Here is a 16,548-nt window from a genome sequence, read left to right on the forward strand (position 1 = left end):
ACTACCTGATCGTGTCGGCGCTCGCCGGTATCGCGGTGACCACGGTCTGGAACTACGCGATGTCGTCGATCTTCACCTGGCGCAAACGCGGCTGAACACGCCGCGCTCGCGCGGGGAGAGGGGACGGGATGGAGCGGAGCGATACCGCGCGGCGCTGGCCGGTTTCGGGGCTCGAGTCGCGCATCGGGCTCGCCGCGCTGACCGCGGCGGTGCTGGTGGCGGCGACGGTGCGGCTCGCCTTCGCCGATTACTCCCTGTGGTTCGACGAGCTCGCCTCGGTGTTCTTCGCGGCGCAGCCGACCGAGCGGCTGTGGAGCGCGTGGATCCTGCGCGAGACCAACCCGCCCCTGTTCTACACGCTGCTGCGCTGGTGGATTGAGGCCACCGGGCTGAGCGACGCGGGGCTGCGCGTGCCCGGCATCGCCACCAGCCTCGCCGCGATCGGCGTGGTCTATGCGGCGGTGGCGCGCGCCTATGGTCGCCGCGCCGCGGTGGCCGCGGCGCTGCTGCTCGCGCTGTCGCCACAGCAACTGTATTTCTCGCACCAGGTCCGCGCCTACATCTTCCTCTACCTCGCGGTGGCGCTGTCCTTCGCCGGGCTGATGCAGGCCGCGCTCGCCACAGCGGGCCGGAGCCGCGCCATCGGCTGGGCCCTCTATGTCGCGGGCGCGGTCGCCGGCATCTACTTCCACACCACCGGCGTGATCTGGCCCGCCACCGCGACACTGGCGCTGATGCTGGTCGACGCGCGCTTCCGACCGTTCCGCGGCCGGCTCTGGATCGCGCTCGCGGTCGCCGACGGCGTGATCGTGCTGGCGTCGTCCTGGTGGCTGTACATCACCTTCCGCCAGCTCACCCAGCCCAACGGCAATCTCGGCTGGATGCAGGGGCTTGGACTGACCAAGAGCGCGCTCGTCTACGTCGCCACGCTGCTGCAGTCGCGCCAGATCAGCCCGCTCCAGCTCCCCGCGCCGCTGCTGGTAGCCGGCTTCGCCACCTGGGGGGCGTGGCACGGTCGCGGCGAGACGGCGACGCGGCTGACGCTCGCCTGCCTCGCGGTCGCCACCGCGCTGTTCCTCCTGCTCAACCTCAAGCAGGCGATCTTCCTCGACCGCACCATCCTGTGGCTGTCACTGTTCCCGCTGGTGCTTGCCGCGCGCGGCGTCGGCACGCTGCGCGGGCGCGGTTATGGCGGGGCGTTGGTCGCGCTGGCGCTCGCGATGGGGACGAGCGTCGTTCTGACCCGCCCGCACTTGCCGCGCGAGGACTGGCGCGCGGTGGTGAATCGGGTCGCCGCCGCGCCGGGCGCCGCGCTGCTGGTCGACGGCGAGGCGATGGGCGTCGCGACGCAGATGGCGTGCCGCGTGCAGCTCCACCGCCCGTCCTGCCCGTTCGCGGTGGTGCCGCTCGTCGCACCGGGTCCCCAGCTCGACGGCTGGGGGCGCGGTCTCGCCGCGCCCGTGCCGGCACGGGAGGGGCGGCTGGCGCTCTCCCCTGCGGCGCCCGCTTACCTGCTGCGCCGCCCGTTCCACGACGCGCTGCTCGACGTGCGGCGGGTCGGGCTGCTGCGCGACGCCGACGCCACCCCGCCTGCGGCGCCGGTCGTCCACGGCCCCTATCCGCCCGCACTGCTCGAGGGTGTGGCGGCGCGAACGCGGGTGAGCGGCGGCCTCGTCCGGGTGCCGTAAGCCGGTCTGCTGCAGGACCGCGCCTCACCCGAGGCGGGCAGGGCGGGTACCGCGCCGCGGCGACGGAGTCCGTCCGATCGCCCATGGTCGGGCCCGCGTCGCGACCGCGGCGCTTGCGTCGCTCCCGCGTGCTGCGTAATGCCGTGTCGGTCGCGTCTCCGCTCGGCGCAAGTGGCGCTTTCCCAACCATCTTCGGCTCCGCGGTGGCATCTGTGAACATCCTTATCGTGAACGCGCTTTACCCGCCCCACCGGATCGGTGGCGCCGAGAAGTCGGTATCGCTGCTGGCGGAGGGGCTCGCGCGCGCGGGCGACCGAGTCAGCGTGGCGACGCTCGATGATATAGCGGCCCCCACCATTGAACGCCTCGCCACGGGCGTGGAGGTCCACCGCTTCCCGCTCGACAATATCTACTGGCCGTATGGCAAGGTAGTGATCGAACGCTCGCCAGTCGAAAGCTTACGCTGGCACCTGCGCAACAGCTGGAACCGGCGCGCGGCGCGGCGCGTGGGCGCGCTCATGGACCAAGTGCGACCGGACGTGATCCACTGCAACGTGCTCACCGGGTTCAGCAACGCGGTCTGGTCCGAGGCCTCGCGGCGCGACATTCCGATCGTCCAGACGCTGCGCGACTATGCCGTGGTCTGCGTACGTACCTCACTGTTCCAGCACAACACGACGTGTACGAAGCGGTGCGCTGAGTGCCGCCTGCTGACCTTCCCCAGCAAGAGGGCGTCGCGGCAGGTCACCGAGCTCGTCTCGATCAGCCATTTCGTCGATGCCAAGCACCGCGAGTTCGGCTTCTTCGAGGGCGTGCCGGGGCGACGCATCTTCAACATCATCCCCGATCCGCCGCGCGACGGCGCGCCTACGCGCGTCGGTCCGCTGATCTTTGGCTATATCGGTAGGGTTGAACCGGAGAAGGGGATCGAGGTGGTACTCGACGCCTGTACCCGGCTCGAGCGCCCTGACTGGCGGCTCCGCGTCGCGGGCGTTGGTCTTCTGAGCTATGTCGAGGGATTGCAGCGACGGTATCCGGATCCGCGTATCGAGTGGCTGGGTTTCGCCGACTCGGCTGCCTTCTACGAGTCGATCGACGTGGCGCTGATCTCCTCGATATGGCCCGAACCGCTGACCCGCACGCTGATCGAGGCGACCAAGTTCGGCCGCAACGTGATCGCGGCGGACTCGGGCGGCATCCCTGAGATCGCTGACCTGCCGCGCCGCTCGGCGGTTTACCCGGCCCAGGACAGTGCCGCGCTCGCGGCCGCGATGACGACCGCGATCGACGAGCGCGACGACTGGCGGCAGGGCGGGGTGGGGCGTCCTGACCTGCTCGCCGCCTTCTCCGAGGAAGCCGTGGTGGCGGCCTATCGCGACGTCTTCGCCGACGCGATCGCTGCCAAGGCGGCGACGTGAGCGCGTCGTCCGCTGCGCGAAGGTCCGTTGTCACCGCCGTGCGTAGGTCGGCAAGGTACCAAGACGCGACAGGAGTTTGCCGGCAGTGAAGCTGAAGCGCGCATTAAGGTCGACCTTCCCCCGCGGCTATCGACTGCTCGGCCGGGCCAAGCGCCTGTTCGACGTCGAGGGGCCGCGCGAGGAACGTCGCCGGCTCGCCGCGGCGATCGCGGCGACCGACGCCTTTCCCGCGGTCGCGGAGCGACGGCCGCACGGCCTGACGACGCCGCTGGTCGTCTCGCTCACCTCGTATCCCAAGCGCTACGCGACCTTGGCGCGGACGCTGCGCAGCCTGCTGGACCAGACCGTCCGCCCCGACCATCTCGTGCTGTGGCTCGCCGCGCCGGACCGCGCGGCGCTGCCAGCGGACGTGCTCGCGCTTGTAGGGCACGGGCTGGAGATTCGGGAGTGCGCCGACTTGCGATCGGCCAAGAAGCTGTTGCCCGCGCTCGCCGCCTTCCCCGCTGCCACGATCGTCACGACCGACGACGACGTCTACTACGAGCCGCACTGGCTCGAGCGACTGGTCGAGACCGCGTGCCAGCACCCCGGCGCGGTAGTCGGCTATCGCGGCCACGTTGCGCACTTCGACTCGGGCGGGCAACCCGCTCCCTACGAGAACTGGGCCCGAGATACCGATGCTACGACGGACATCGGTCCAGGTCGGCTGCTGTTCCTCACCGGCGTGTCGGGCATCCTCTACCCACCGGGCGCGCTGCACGAGGACGTACTCGATGCTGAGTCGTACCTCGCGCTCTGCCCGCGCGCGGACGACATTTGGTTCTTTGCCATGGCGGTGCGCAAAGGCACAGCGCGACGCCGGGTGGCGCAGCGCATGCCGGTCGTAGAATGGCCAGCGTCGCAGGAGAGTGCACTAAACAGCTACAATTTTCATGCGTCCGGCAATGACGCGCAGTTCGCCGCGCTACTGGAGCGCTTCCCCGAGCTACGCTCGCTGCTGCGTGGCTAGGTCGACGTGACGCTCGGCCCCGCCTGCCCGAGGAGAGCAGGACGAGCGCGAAGGGGCCGCCGTTCGACTTGATCAGGCAACAACTCCCGGGCTATGTCAGTCCAAAGCCGGGATCCATCCTTCCTCGCGACCACGCAGGCGGCGCTCGCGGCACCAAGGACCCCGGGGTCGAGCACGGGAAGGCGGGTGGCCGGTGCCGCTTCCGCCACATCGAACATCTCGAGTCCGGACTTTCGAAGAGGGGACGGCGGCGAAGACTAGCCTCCGAAGTGCCGCTCAGCTAACGGCGACAACCGATGACCGCGGCAGGACGAGGCGGTTGTAGCCATCACCGATCCGCAGCGCCGCCAACCGAGCGGGGCGTCGAGTCATGGTGCAGTGCATCAAAAATCATACCCGCTTAGGCGAAAAGGGGTGCTATGGGCGATCGGCGCTCGCCGTCGCGGAGCGGCGCTGCTGTCGATATTGTCTCTGGGATGGGCCTGAGCGGTGGAACTTAAAGCCAAGACGATGAAGGCGGTGAAGTGGAACTTCGCGTCCACCGCCATCGGCGCGTTCGTGGGTCTGTTGCAGCTGTGGCTGCTGGCGCGGATCCTGCCGCCGCACGAATATGGCGTCATCAGCCTCGCCCTCATGATCATCACCTTTTTCAATATCTTCATCGACTTCGGTATCTCGAACTCGATCATCCGCCACGGCCGCATCACCGAGCTCGAGCTCTCCTCGCTCTACACCATCAACATAGGGCTCGGCCTGGTCACCTTCGTCGTGGCGTTCTTCAGCAGTCCCCTGCTGAGCCACTTCTTCAAGTCACCCGAGCTGACCACGCAGCTGCAGATCATGTCACTGGTGTTCCTGTTCGTGCCGTTCGGGCAGCAGCAGCGTGCGATCCTGTCGCGCGAGCTGCGCTTCGACTTCGTCGCGATCGTTTCGATCATCACGCTGCTGACTAACTGCGTGCTGGTGATCGCGCTCGCGGTGGTCTTTAAGAAGGCGTGGGTAGCCTCAGTCGCCTTCTTCGTGAGCACGACGCTGGGCTGCGCAATCTTTTTCGCGCACAGCCTGCGCGAGCGCCGCCCGTCGTTCACCTTCTCCTGGCCGGCGGCGCGCCCGCACATCCACTACTCGGTCCAGCTGGTGCTCGACTCGCTGATCAACGTGGTCAGCGTGAACACCTATCCCGCGCTGATGGCACGGATGGTGAGCCTCACCGCGATCGGCGGCTACAACATTTCTTATGGCATCAGCATCAACCTGATCGAGCGGCTCAAGCCGGTGCTGGTGCAGGCGCTGTTCCCGGCCTTCGCCAAGATCCAGGACGACGAGACGAAGCTGACGCGCAACTTCCTGCTGGTGACCAGCTACGGCATGTTGGTGAACCTGCCGCTGCTGGCCGGCATGTTCGTCTGCAGCAGCCTGGTGGTGCAGGTGTTCTTCAAGCCGGAATGGCAGTTCATCGCGGTGCTGGTGAAAATCCTCTGCCTGGTGGGCATGGTGCGCAGCATCGATCCGCCGGTGATCTCGCTGCTGCTGGTCAAGGCGAAGATGCATCTCAACGTGCGCATGGGCGTGGCCAAGCTGGTGATCGGCATCGCGCTGGCGATCATGCTCGGGCAGCGCTACGGCATCGTCGGCATCGCCAGTAGCTTCCTGATCGTGCAGCTGCTCAACACGATCGCCTCCTATTTCTTCCTGGTGCGCGCCTGTGTCGTCGGTATGGGGCGACAGTATCTCGTCAACGTGCTGATCCCCTTCGCACAGACGCTGCCGCTCTTCGTCGCGGCGGGGGCGGTGGTGGTGCTGGTGCCGACGCCCTGGCCTGTGGTCAATCTCGCCCTGGCGGTCGTCGTTGGAGCCCTGGCCTATGCGCTGGGGCTGTGGTTCTCCCCCTTCGCGCTGGTGCGCGATTTCGTGCTGCTCGCCGCGAACGGGCTCAGCGCCAAGCTGGGCGGACACGCCGATCGGGCGATGCGCGCGTGAGCGCCTCACCCGTCTTCCTGTCCGTCGTCGTCCCCTGCTACAACGTCGGGGCGGCGATCGACGCGCTGCTCGCGAGCGTCACCGCGCAGATGAGCGACGCCGACGAGCTGGTGCTGGTCGACGACGGCTCGGTCGACGACACCGCGGCCCGGATCCGCGCGTTCGTCGCGCGCAGCCCGCGCGGCGCGCAGATCGTGCTCGAGCAGACCCCCAATGCGGGCGCGGCGCGCGCGCGCGCGCTCGGGCTCAGCTTGGCGCGCGGCGAGTTCGTGTTCTTCTGCGACAGCGACGACGTGTTGGACCCAGGCTTCATCGCGACGCTGCGCCGCGAGCATGCGCGGTACCCGGCGATGGACCTGTTGTTCTTCTCGTCCGAGATGGTGACCGAGCGCGACGGCCGGCTGATCCCGGTGGCGCCAAAGGTCGCTTACGCGCAGGCACGGACGTACGCGGACGGCAGCGAGCTGCTCGCGCATCACCTGCGCCAGCGGATGTATACGGCGGCGGTGTGGACCTATGTCGCGCGCCGCGCGCTGATCGAGCGCAGCGGCGCCGCCTTCACCGATCGCAGCGCGCACGAGGACCATCTGTTTACGCTCACCGTGATCCTGTCGGCGCGGCTGATCGTCGCGGTGCCCGATCTGCTCTACCGGCAGCGGGTGCGCGACGGCTCGCTGACCAACTCGAGCAAGTCGGCCAGCTATGTCGTCGACCGGATCACCGCGGCGGACGAGGCGATGGTGGCCTTGCGCGACCGGCCGGCGCCGCTGCGGCGGCTGTACGACGACTGGTCTTTCTACTCGGTCATGTGGATGCTGTGGGACAATCGCGACCTGATCGGCGCGGTGGCGCGCACGCCGGAGGGCCGCGCCTATCTAGCCGCGCGGCCGCTCCGCGTGCTCGGCTTCGCCGCGCGCGCGGCGCGTCGCGCGCTCCGCGGCGGCTGACCGCGGCTCAGGTGAACAGCGCCAGCGGGCCGCGGCCGTTGCTCGACCAGGTCGCCCAATTTGGCACGACATAGGGCATGTCGGCGTCGGCGACGCCGTGCCACCGCAGGATCGCGCCGATATATTCCTCCTGCGACGTGGTCGGCAGGAAGCGGCCCTCCCAGCTGATGTCGTCGCTGCCACCCAGCGTTGGGTCCGGATAGCGGCCGAACACGCCGCGCTGCGCCACACCGCCGCCGATCACCAGGTGGTTGCTGCCCCAGGCATGGTCGCAGCCATATTGGGCGTTGCCTTTGAAGGTGCGGCCGAAATCGCTCATCGTGAACGCCGTCACTTGATCCTGCAGCGCCAGTCCCTGCATCGCGTTGTAGAAGGCGTAGAGCGCCAGGGCGAGCTCCTTGAGCAGGCCGGCGTGGCGACCGCTGCCGGTGTCGCCTGCGGTGACCTGGTTGTCGTGCGTGTCATAGCCACCGTGCGAGACGAAGAAGCTCTGCCGTGCGTGGCCGAGCGTCCCGCGACCCTCGATCATGCGCGCGACCCGCTTGAGCTGGTTGGCGATGTCCGAGGTGAGCGCGGCGCCGGTGTCGGGGTCGACGAAATAGCCGTCGACGCTGCTCGACTGGCCGAGCAGCGAGGCGGTCGCGCCCATCATCGCATAGCCGTCCGAATAGGCGGCGCCGGCGGATTCGCTCAGCGTACCGAGGTCGGTGCCGTCGGCGAAGCTCGCCACCGCGGAGTCGATGTTGCTCTGACCGGTGGCGAGCCGGGTCAGCGAGCCGGTCGCCGGCACCACCAGCGGGCGCGAGCTCTGACCGATCAGCGCGAGGTTGTTGCCGGCGAAGGACATCAACGGTGGCACCGTGCCGGCGGCGAGCCGGTCGTTGAGCCGGCCCATGAATCCGTCCAAGCTTTTCCCCTGCGGGCGCAGGCACTGCCAATGCTCCTGCTCGTCGGCGTGGCTCATCAGGTTGGTCGGGCGCAGGTCCGGGCGCGACATATAGGTCGCCTTGTCGAGCGGCGCCGCGAGCGTGCCGGTGTTAAGCACCAGCGACATCGCGCCGCGGTCCCACAGCTCGCTCAGCCGCGCCATCGCCTTGTGCAGCCCGTAGGACACGCCGGAGAGCGGCGCGATCGCGCCGGGCGCGAGCGCGACCGTGCCGCGCGACTGGAGATACGCGCCGTAGGTGGCGGGATCGGTCGGGACGACCATGTTCCAGCCGTCGTTGCCGCCGAACAGGAACACGCCGACCATGGCGCGATAGCTGCCGGTGGTGGCGCCGAAGGCGGCGCCGCGGCCGAACATGCCGAGCGTGGCGGCCGCGCTGGTGCTGACCGCGAGACGATGGAAGTGGCGACGCGACATCAACATCTATCTGGTCCTTAGCGATCGACGAGGAAGTTGGGGCTCGTTGCGGCGATGTAGAGCGCCGCCTGCGCGCGCTTGTGCGCCTGCACGGCCGGGTCGTTGTGGCGCACCCCCAGCAGCGCGCTGCGCAGCGCCGAGAGCTGTGCCGAGGTGGCGGAATTGTCGAGCAGCAGGAGGTTGGTCACCGCCACCAGCCGATCGACGTCGGTGGCGATCTGGTCCCATCCCGTCCAGCGCGGCTGCGTGCCGGTGAAGTTGGGCAGACCCATGTCCCAGCTATATTCCTGCCGATTCGCGTCGCCGCGCAGCGTCCAGTTGAAGACGAGATTGTGCACTTCGGTCACGTTGCCGGCCGAGAGCAGCTTGGACTCTGGGCTCACCAGCCCGCGCGCACGCGCCAGCGGATAATCCGGCGGGTAGAAGTTGAAGACTGAGGGGGCGCTGAAGACGGGTTGGCCGAGATAGACATCCTTCAACACGAAGGCGATGCCGTCGGTCGAGAGGCCGATCGCGCGGGCCAATGAGGTCATGACCAAGATAGGTTCCTTGACCTTGCCGGCATCGCCGCGCGGCTCGTCCCCGCGCGCCTCGGGGTCGAGCAGGATGGCGCGCACCACCGCCTTCAGGTCGCCGCGCACGCCGCTGCCGTTGTTCTCGAACACGCTGGCGACGCGGCCGACGTAGCCGCGCGAAGGGTTGGCGGTCACCAGGTTCTGGATCAGCAGCTTGGCAATGCGCGGCGGGGTCGACGGATGGTTGAAGGCCGCGGCCACGACCGCGCGCACGCTGTCAGCCGGGCTTGCCCCCGCCGGCACGCTGGTGCCGAGGAACGACTTGGCGTCGCCGTCGTATTTGCTCGTCGCCGCCGGCACCATCGGCAGCGAGAAATCCCATCCGATCCAATCGGTGCGTCCGCCACTATGGGCATAGGTCCAACCGGTCAGCGCGCGTGCGACTCCGCGCACGTCTTCAGTAGAGTAGTTCGGTAAGGTACGGCCGCCGGAGTCGGTCACCGGCGTCCCGTCACGCGCGAGCTGCACGGGGCCCATGCTGAACAGCTGCAGCAGCTCGCGCGCATAATTCTCCGAGGGGGCGGCGCGCGCACTTTCGGCCATGTTAAGGTAGCGGCCCATATAGCCGTGGAGCGTCACGCCCTGCAGCAGCTCGCCGTAATTGCCGAAGGCGTTGTCAAGCAGCATCTGCTGGTACGAGGCGAGCCCCGCGGTGCTGTCGCCCGGGTTGGAGACAACCAGGATCTGCGATAGCGCAAAGGCGACGCGCTGGCGCAGCTGGTCCGGTGCCATGGTGGCGTCGGCGTAGAAGCGGGCCGCGATGCGCGCGCGGTTGAAGTGAGTCAGAACGCATTTCGGCACGCCGGGATTCGCGGAGCAGTAGTTTGCCGGCACCCATTCGATGAGGTCCTTGTAGGTGCTGCCGCGCAAAGTGAACTGCTCGTCGACCCAGCCGGACACGCCCAGCTCGCTGATGCGCGCGACGACCTGCGGGTTGGGACCGAAAGTGGCCTGACGCGCGAGCCGGACGACGTCGGGCGGCACCGCCGCGGCGCCGCTCGCGCTCAGCACCGGCTGGCGGAACGCGGTAAGACCGTTGCTCCAGGCAAGATTGGTGCCGTCGGCCGTGAAGAGCGCGAGGAAGCGCCAGAAGGCGTTGGCAATCGTGTCGGCGAGGTCGCTGGCCAGCCCGGTGAGATAGGCGAAACCGCCCGCCGGCTGCGCTGCCGCGGGGGTCGGCGTCGACGACGGCGTGCTATCGGGCGCGGTCGTCGCCGCCGGGGTCGGGGTGACCACGACGATCCCGCCGGTTGGCGTGGGCGTCGGTGTCGGTGTCGGCGCCGGTGAGAACGTCGGAGTCGCGGCCGGTGTCGGCGTCGGTGTGGGTGCCGGTTGCGCCACCACGGGCGTCGGCGTCGGTGTGGGCGTGGGCGTGGGCGTGGGCGTGGGCGTGGGCGTGGACGTCGCCGCCGGCGTCGGCGTGACGATCACGATCTCGCCGCCGCCGCTCGGCGTCGGGGTCGGCGTATCGGTCGGGCCCGAGCTCGCCGGCGGCAGGACCGGGGTCGGAGTCGGTGTCGGGCTCGCCGCGGGCACGACGACCACAGGCGCGGGCGCTGTCGCGGTGGCGCCCCCGCTACCACTTCCGCCGCCGCCGCAAGCGGCCAGCGCCACGCAGGCACAAGCCGTCAGCAATGATGTCCGTCGTCGTGCGCTCGCCACGCGTGCCCCGCCAAATTCTATGATCAGGATGTCGCGCGACCAGCGCGCTGCCAGATCAGTAAGCGAGCGCACTAAAGACGAGGTTAAGGCGGGCTGCTCTGAATCACGCTTTTTGCTTTCGTACGGGGAAAAGATCGGCGGATGATGCGACCTTGCCGCCGTCGAATTATGGCGAACCCGCGTTAACTATTTCGTGACATCTTTGCCCGACCCACAGGTGAATCGGCCGGGGTCGGTCAGTCTCTGGGGGCGGACCGGATGACACGGGCCGGATTGCCCACGGCCGCGGCGCCAGCGGGAACGTCCGCCATCACGACCGCGCCTGCACCGACCCGCGCCCGGGCGCCGACGGTGATCGCGCCGAAGACGATCGCACCGGGATGAAGCGTCGCACCGTCGCCGATCACGGGATAATCGTCACCGCGCGATCGCCCCAGCGTCACCGACTGGTAGACGGTCACGCCGGCTCCGACGCGGACGCCCTGACCGATCACCACGGCGACGGGATGGGGCAGGTGCAGGCCGGCGCCGATCTCACTGTCGAGATGCAGGTGACAGCCGCTCCGGCGCGTGTTCCACGCCCAAATCAGCATGCCGAGCCTGTCGAGCGGCGTGCGCACGAGCGCCGCCGCGACGCGGTGGAGGAAAATCGTCGAGAATCCCGGATGGAAGACGAAGGCCGGCAGCGCGCCGCGCAGCCGCGTCCGCCCGGTGTTGGCGCGCAGGTCGGCGCGTATCACGTCGCGGAACCGCACCGCTCGCCCTCGTCGCCCGCGATCAGCCAGTGATCGAGAGCGCGATCGGCTGGCCGAGCGGGTAGCGCGCCACCAGCGGCGCCTGGCCGATCGGCAGGGTGCCGTCCGTTGCGGCCGCATCGCCGCACATCATGCGCACCCCGCTCGGCCTTGCTGTGAAGCGGACACCGCTGCTCGGGGTCAGGCTGTTGGTCCAGACTACCGCGAGTTGGCGATCGGGCATAACTGCGCGCAGAACGAAGATGTCGGGGCGGGGCAGCTGCAGCTCGACCGCGCGCGCGCCGGCGACGATCGCGCGCGCCTCCTTGATGAAGCAGGCGGCGGGCTTGGGCTGGTCGTCATAGCCGAAGATGCCGAAATTCTGCTCCCTGTCGTTCGGATCCTGTCCCTCGTCCTTGAGCTCATAGGCCCAGGAGCCGCGCAGCCACGGCAGCGTCGCCGATTGCAGGATATAATGAGCGAAATTATAGCCCTGGCGCTCCCGACTGATGTCGCACTTGCCGTCGACGGTGGGCCAGCCGAACTCGGTGACGTAGATCGGCGTGTCGCGGCCGCCGCGTTGCTGGCGCAGCAGCGTCTGTAGTCGTTGCAGCCGGTTCACCATCTCGTTCGCGGTGCGGTTACGCGGGCCTTGACAGTGATTGTAGGTGTGCACGGAGAGGCCGTCGGCGCCGTCGAGCGCGCCATCGCGAACGATTGCCTGCGTCCACTGCCAATCGGGATCGTCACCGACCGCGCCGACCACGACCGGCGCGCTGGGGTTCGCGCGCTTGGCCGCCTGCACCGCCACTTTCGCGACCGCGGCATAATGGACCGCGGCGCGCGCGTCGGACGGATCGCCCGCACCGCTCAGCCGCGTCGCCGGCTTCTGCCAGTCGACCCGCAAGTTCCACTCGTTCCACACCTCGAAGATTGTGTTGTAGGGGCTCGTCATGCGGACCAGCGCCTCGACGTACTCGGCGAATTGTTTGAGCTGAGCGTCGTTCAGCGGCATGCCGTTCTGCTGGAGCGGAAAGGGCGGGCCGCCAAGGCTGAACAGCGGCCGCGCCCCGGCGACCGGTAGGAAGCCGACGATTCGGCGCGGGTCCTTGATCACGGGCGAGCCGTTTGGCGGAAAGCTGAACTGCGCCCAAATGATCCCATCGCGATAGGAGCCTGCGCCAATCGAGCGGAGTTGCGCGGCGGCGCGCGCGCCGTTGGTATAACCGAGCGGTCGGCCCATGCCGAAGTGCGTCGTCGCGCCGAAGATCGGCGGCGTGTAGCGACCGGTCGGCGGCGTCGCCGCGAAGGTGACTTGGGTGGTCGCCGGCACCTGCGACCACACAGCGGCGGTGGCGAGCGCCGTCGCCGCGATCGTGCCGGCGGCCGCGAACGGCCAGATCTTCAGGCGCATCGCCTGTCTCCCCATGAGCTTCCCGGCGCGACTAGAACGACGCAGCGGCGCCGGCGATCCGTGCGCGCGGTCACGTCTGTCGCGCCGCCGCGACGCAGGCGGCCGCCAGCGTGGCGGCGGAGCGCTCCCAGGAGAAATGCCCGAGGCGCGCGCGACCGCGCGCGAGCCGATCGGCGCGCCAGGTGCCATCATCGTCGAGCGCGCGCCGCATCAGCGCGGCGAGGGCGGGCGCGTCGTGCGGGTCGAAATAGTCGGCGGCGTCGCCGCACACCTCGCGCACCGGCGGGATCGCGCTGGCCAGCACGGGGCAGTCGTTGCCGAATGCCTCTAGGGGAGGGATGCCGAACCCCTCGTACAGGCTCGGGAACACCAACGCGCGCGCGCGACGCATCAGCGCGGTGACCGCGCGGTCGGACAGCCGCCCGGCCAGGATCACCTGTTCCGGCGCGTCGGGCATCTCCGCCGCGAACACGCCGCCGTCGATCTGGCCGACGATGACGAGCCGCGCCGCCGCCGTCTGGTCGCGCATCGCTTCGATCGCGAGCCGCAGATTCTTGTTCCGGGTGAGGCTGCCGATGGTCAGGAAGAAGGGCCGGTCGTCGGCCAGCCCCAAGGTGGCAAACACGCCGTCGTCGGGCGCGGCGTCGAGGTGCTCGGCGGAATTGGGCGCGACGACGATCTCGTTTGCGGGCACACCCAGCCAGTGCGCCAGCTCGCCGCGCGAGAAGTCCGACACGGTCGCGATCGTGGCGCGGCGCGTCAGCAGACGATCGACGACGCGGTGCAGCAGCACGTAGCTGCGTGAGTAGTTCTCGGGGAAGCGGTAGATCGCGGCGTCGTGGATCACCGCCACCTGGCGGTGCTGGAAGACCGGCCCGCTCGCCGCGAGGCTCAGCGCAACCCCGCCGCGCGCGATCCTGGCGAAGTCGACCTGCTCCCAGGCGTGACCGCGCAGCCGGCCATGATGGACCTGCGTGATCGCGCGCAGCGGCAGAAGGGGCGCATCGGGCGGCAGCACCAGCTGGCAATCGAGCTCCACCTCGCCGCGTGCTGCCAACGCGTCGAGCGCTAGCACGATCTGTGTGGCATAGCGTTGCACGCCGGTCATCGGCTGCTGCCGGAAGCGCCCGTTGATGAACAGTGTCATGCGCCGCCGATCCGAAGCCGCCATCGCGCGCGCCGGCTCAGCGGAACGTGCTCGCGGCCGTGCCGCGCGCGGCTAGCGCGGCGTCGACGAAGCGGGCGAAGGAGTCGAGGAAGCGCTCGCGGCTGAACGACAGCGCGTGAGAGCGGATCGCGGCGGTGTCGAAGCTCGCCTCGTCGCGCTCGAACGCCTCGATCGCGGCGACGAGGCTGTCGACGCTCTGCTCGGCGAAGTGCAGGCCCGACAGGCCCGGCACCACCGTCTCCGTCGCGCCGCCCGAGGCATAGGCGATCACCGGACGGCCCGACGCCATCGCCTCGACCGGGGCGATGCCGAAATCCTCCTCGCCTGGCATCAGGAAGGCACGCGCGCGCGCGTAATAAAGCTTCAGCTCGGCGAAGGAGCATTGCCCGACGAACTCGATCGTCGGCCCGGCGAGCTTGCGCAGCGCCGCGGTCTCGGGCCCCTGGCCGGTGATGACCAGCCGGCGGCCGAGCCGATTACACGCCGCGATGGCGAGGTCGACCCGCTTGTACGAGACGTGGCGGCCGGTGATCAGGTAATAGTCGTCGACCTCGGGTGAAGTGGCGAAGTCGTCGACCTCGACCGGCGGGTAGATCACCTCGGCGGAGCGCCGATAGTAACGCGCGATGCGGCTGGCGACGTAGCGCGAGTTGGCGACGAAGCGATCGACCCGCAGCGCGCTGCCGACGTCCCATAGCCGCAGCCGCGGCACCGTGATGGAGAGCACCAGCCGCTTCAGCGCCGATGCGTCGCGACGGTAATGATGGTACTGGTCCCACAGGTAGCGCATCGGCGAGTGGCAGTAGCAGACGTGCACCGCACCCAGCGGCGGCATGATCCCCTTGGCCGGTCCGGACTCGCTCGAGATGATCAGGTCGTAGCCGTCGAGGTCGAGGTTCTCGAGCGCCATCGGCGCGACCGGCAGCAGCGAGCGATGGAAGCGCGCCGCGCCGGGCACCTTCTGCAGGAAGCTGGTGCGCAGCCGCTCATCGGGCACGATCGTGCGCGAGTAGTCGGGATCGGCGACCAGGGTGTGAACGACTGCCTGCGGGAAGATCCGCAGCATCGTCTTGACGACATTCTCGCCGCCGCCCGGGCCGACCAGCCAGTAGTGGACGATCGCGACGCGCAGCCCGGCGAATCGCGCGCGCCACTCGTCCTCGCCGCGCAGCGGCGTCGCGATCGCGCCGGGCTCGCCGGCGGCACCCGGCGCGGCGTCCGCAGGCGCCGGGAGCGGTGGCGCCGCGGTGATCTCGCGCTCGATCGTCATCACGCTCCCATCCTGTCGTGGCCTCATGCGATGTTTCCAGTGCGCCGTGCTATCGCAGGTGCGGCTTCATATTGCACGATTAAAGCCTTGTCCCGACCAGTTGTTCGTAGATGGCCAGGGTGCGTCCGGCGACCACGTCCGGGTCGAAGTCACCGCGGTCGGCGAGCCAGCGCGCGCGCACCTGCGCGCGCAGCGCTCCCTCGCCACGCACGCGCGCGAGGGCGGCGAGCAGCGTCGCAGGTGCGTCCGGATCGAACACCAGACCGCGCTCGCCGTGTGCCACCATCTCAGGCAACCCGCCGCGCGCCGCGACGATCGGGATCACTCCGTGGATCCCCGACTCAAAGGCGACGCGACCGGACGGCTCGTCCCACAGCGACGGTACGACGAGCGCGTCGACCGTGGCGTAGAAGTCATCGGGTGCCTGCACGCCAACGAAGTCAACCGGGAGTTCTCGAGCCAACTCCCTCAGTTCGTTCATATAGTCTGCTCTGCCTTCGCCGCCGACGCGAAGCCGCCAGCCGCCCGCCGGAAGCAGGCGCAGCGTCCGCAACAGCGTATCCAGCCCCTTCTCGGGCGAGATCCGACCGAGGAAGCCGATGGTGAGCCGACTCGGCTCGATCAGGTCTGGCCGGTGCGGGACGGCGCGGGCGGGGCGATAGGCGCCGGCGAGGACCGTCGCTGGCACGTCGCGCGGGAAGACGTGGTAGGCGTCATGGATCGACCGGATCGTCTCCGACACATAGACGACGTGGGCGACCGAAGCCGTCCGCCGTCGCGCGGGCGCCAACGCGAGCAGACGGCAGCTCACGCACACGCCCGCGCAATTCCGACCGGCTCTCCTATGGCCTGAATTGAGACACATCAGATAATAGTCGCTGACGCGATGTACCACCGGCACCCCGAACGCCGCCGCGACGCGCCAGATCGTCGTGCCGATTCCCGCCATCACATGCGTGTTGATGACGTCCGGGCGGAAATCGCCGAGGACGGCGCGATAGTCCGCCGCCATGCGGTCGCCGAACCGATCGATCATGTGCCATGCCACGCGCCTCGGCGCGGGATGGTCGCCGCGCAGGTACAGGTTGCGGAGCCGCAGCCGATATTCGGGGACGCCGGTCGCGGCGTGGGTGCCGTGGTGCGCGCGATCGTCGAGGTTGAGCACCGCGACGGTGTGACCGCGCGCCCGCAGCCCCTGCGCCAGCTGCGCCACCGACACCTGCGCGCCGCCGTGCACCTGAGCAGGGAAGAAATTGCGCGAGACCAGTAAGATCCGGATGGTGTTCCTCCGACCGCGCCGCGACGCCGCGCGGTCGGTCT

General features: G+C 69.1%; 13 protein-coding genes. 6 read left to right on the plus strand and 7 right to left on the minus strand.

Features of this window, described 5'->3' with window-relative positions:
• The first annotated feature begins 128 nt into the window (after positions 1-128).
• From FHY05_RS16175 to FHY05_RS16195, 5 genes are all read left to right on the plus strand, one after another.
• Complete coding sequence (locus FHY05_RS16175; RefSeq protein WP_183945489.1) at positions 129-1,688, plus strand: glycosyltransferase family 39 protein; 1,560 nt, start codon at positions 129-131, stop codon at positions 1,686-1,688.
• 227 nt (positions 1,689-1,915) lie between these two features.
• Positions 1,916-3,106, plus strand: a complete 1,191-nt coding sequence (locus FHY05_RS16180; protein ID WP_221191262.1) for a glycosyltransferase — start codon at positions 1,916-1,918, stop codon at positions 3,104-3,106.
• 85 nt (positions 3,107-3,191) lie between these two features.
• On the plus strand, positions 3,192-4,115 hold the full coding sequence (locus FHY05_RS16185; protein ID WP_183945491.1) for a glycosyltransferase family 2 protein: 924 nt from the start codon (positions 3,192-3,194) through the stop codon (positions 4,113-4,115).
• Between the two features lie 489 nt (positions 4,116-4,604).
• A complete protein-coding gene (locus FHY05_RS16190) occupies positions 4,605-6,095 on the plus strand; it encodes an MOP flippase family protein (protein ID WP_221191263.1) in 1,491 nt (496 codons plus the stop codon).
• Positions 6,092-7,042: a glycosyltransferase gene (locus FHY05_RS16195; RefSeq protein ID WP_183945493.1), complete on the plus strand. Its 951-nt coding sequence runs from the start codon at positions 6,092-6,094 to the stop codon at positions 7,040-7,042. The genes FHY05_RS16190 and FHY05_RS16195 overlap by 4 nt, the downstream gene beginning before the upstream one ends.
• A gap of 7 nt (positions 7,043-7,049) precedes the next feature.
• Here the strand turns inward: FHY05_RS16195 and FHY05_RS16200 are convergent, their stop codons facing one another.
• Positions 7,050-8,411 (minus strand): DUF1501 domain-containing protein, encoded by a 1,362-nt coding sequence (locus FHY05_RS16200; RefSeq protein ID WP_183945494.1) that lies wholly within the window; start codon positions 8,409-8,411, stop codon positions 7,050-7,052.
• Between the two features lie 11 nt (positions 8,412-8,422).
• On the minus strand, positions 8,423-10,216 hold the full coding sequence (locus FHY05_RS16205; protein ID WP_183945495.1) for a DUF1800 family protein: 1,794 nt from the start codon (positions 10,214-10,216) through the stop codon (positions 8,423-8,425).
• Here FHY05_RS16205 and FHY05_RS22825 point away from each other — a divergent pair.
• Positions 10,209-10,787 carry a hypothetical protein gene (locus tag FHY05_RS22825; protein WP_221191264.1) on the plus strand — a complete coding sequence of 193 codons (579 nt, stop codon included), beginning with the start codon at positions 10,209-10,211 and terminating at the stop codon, positions 10,785-10,787. The genes FHY05_RS16205 and FHY05_RS22825 overlap by 8 nt on opposite strands.
• Positions 10,788-10,878: 91 nt before the next feature.
• Here the strand turns inward: FHY05_RS22825 and FHY05_RS16215 are convergent, their stop codons facing one another.
• The 5 genes from FHY05_RS16215 to FHY05_RS16235 form a co-directional block, all read right to left on the minus strand.
• The gene (locus tag FHY05_RS16215) at positions 10,879-11,397 is read right to left on the minus strand and encodes a serine O-acetyltransferase (protein ID WP_183945496.1); all 519 of its coding nucleotides are present in this window, start codon (positions 11,395-11,397) and stop codon (positions 10,879-10,881) included.
• Between the two features lie 22 nt (positions 11,398-11,419).
• Positions 11,420-12,790, minus strand: coding sequence for a cellulase family glycosylhydrolase (locus tag FHY05_RS16220; protein WP_183945497.1), 1,371 nt, complete (start codon positions 12,788-12,790; stop codon positions 11,420-11,422).
• Between the two features lie 70 nt (positions 12,791-12,860).
• A complete protein-coding gene (locus FHY05_RS16225; RefSeq protein ID WP_183945498.1) occupies positions 12,861-13,937 on the minus strand; it encodes a glycosyltransferase family 1 protein in 1,077 nt (358 codons plus the stop codon).
• 37 nt (positions 13,938-13,974) lie between these two features.
• The gene (locus FHY05_RS16230) at positions 13,975-15,228 is read right to left on the minus strand and encodes a glycosyltransferase (protein ID WP_221191265.1); all 1,254 of its coding nucleotides are present in this window, start codon (positions 15,226-15,228) and stop codon (positions 13,975-13,977) included.
• 79 nt (positions 15,229-15,307) lie between these two features.
• Positions 15,308-16,465 carry a glycosyltransferase gene (locus tag FHY05_RS16235; protein WP_183945499.1) on the minus strand — a complete coding sequence of 386 codons (1,158 nt, stop codon included), beginning with the start codon at positions 16,463-16,465 and terminating at the stop codon, positions 15,308-15,310.
• Positions 16,466-16,548: the final 83 nt, after the last annotated feature.

The organism is Sphingomonas sp. BK580 (genome assembly GCF_014194975.1).
Classification (GTDB): Bacteria; Pseudomonadota; Alphaproteobacteria; order Sphingomonadales; family Sphingomonadaceae; genus Sphingomonas.